The sequence below is a fragment of the Thermoactinomyces sp. CICC 23799 genome (genome assembly GCF_016055145.1).
Classification (GTDB): domain Bacteria; phylum Bacillota; class Bacilli; order Thermoactinomycetales; family Thermoactinomycetaceae; genus Thermoactinomyces; species Thermoactinomyces intermedius.
The window spans coordinates 1-1,147 of sequence record NZ_JAECVV010000029.1 but is presented as its reverse complement, the minus strand read 5'-3'; the positions used below and the strand labels follow the sequence as shown (position 1 = coordinate 1,147).

The window sequence follows — 1,147 nt, the reverse complement described above, 5'->3', positions numbered from 1 at the left end:
ATACGATGCTTTTTGAGGAGGGGCGTTTGGTATGGGAGAATGGATTTTGTGGAGCGTTTTTTTGTACATTGCCCTCTATTTCCTGGTGAAGGGTCTTTCCCGCTATTTGGGCAACTATTACCATAACAAAGCCGTCCATCTGGTGATCATTACAAAAAACAGCCAACACGAAGTCGAGTGGATGATCCGGTCCTATTATGCATGGAACGGTCCACAGGGAAAGCCGGGGCAAATCACTTGTCTGGATGCCGGTTCCAAAGATGACACCCTGTTCATTTTAAACCGGTTGAAACAACGTTATCCCACATTGGAAGTGATTCGGCTTCATTCCGGTACCGATGAAGATGAAGCGGTTTATCGCTGGCTTCAATCCCAAGAGAAAAACAGAGGGAAGCTGATTGTGATGGACTTGAGAGAGGTTGATTCGTCGGACAAATCTGAAAAAGGATCCGCTTGATTTGATCAGGCCTTGATCCGGCCTGATTCATTTTTGGGAAGTGATGGGGTTGGAAATTTATTTTTATCGTCTGGAAGGGGAAAAACAGGGGCGTTTCAGTCTGGCGGCGGAAGTGGATTTCCGGTATTGGAAGAAGCGGGGAAAGACATTGGCGGAGGTGCATCGGACCCGTTCGATCCGGGATGCCTGGGCTTTGGCCCGGGGCAGGAAAGAAAAATCACCGGAACCTGTCACCATGCCGGTTAACCATGAATTTGCGGCATGGATGGAACAAGCAAACCTTCTATTTCCAATTCTTTCTGGGAGAGCGTTGTTGTGGCAGGAAGTCCAAAACCTGGTGGAGAAACATTTGTCGGGCATGGATTTGAAAATGATGAAAAGAGCCTTGCAAATCCTGATCCTGGAACAAAAATGCCAATTGAAACCCGGTGTGATCAAGGAGGGTCCGGTACGCAGATGGCGTTGTGAACGATGCGGTTATCAGGGTGCAGAAATCAAAGCGACGGTCTGTTTGTCGTGCGGCGGCGAGTGTGCGGTTTGTGAACATTGCCTGTTGATGGGGCGCAGCCGTGCTTGCACTCCTTTTTTCTTGTTTGAACCGGACCGGCGTTCTCATTGACCGTAAACCAGCAACGGGTTTCTTCCCGGATCGAAGCCCTTCTTGAGCACCAGGAAAAAAGGGTTTTGGTC

Annotated in this window: 2 protein-coding genes; both read left to right on the top strand. The window is 49.1% G+C overall.

Going from position 1 to position 1,147, the window contains the following annotated elements:
* Nucleotides 1-31: 31 nt before the first annotated feature.
* Complete coding sequence (locus I8U21_RS14785; RefSeq protein WP_181731351.1) at nt 32-457, top strand: glycosyltransferase family 2 protein; 426 nt, start codon at nt 32-34, stop codon at nt 455-457.
* Nucleotides 458-506: 49 nt separating this feature from the next.
* Entirely contained in the window at nt 507-1,076 is a 570-nt protein-coding gene (locus I8U21_RS14780; protein ID WP_198054202.1) for a hypothetical protein, read from the top strand.
* The last annotated feature ends 71 nt before the right edge of the window (nt 1,077-1,147 follow it).

Excerpts from the sequence above, each read along its gene's own strand:
- I8U21_RS14785 (WP_181731351.1), top strand. The coding sequence starts at position 32 with ATGGGAGAATGGATTTTGTGGAGCGTTTTTTTGTACATTGCCCTCTAT.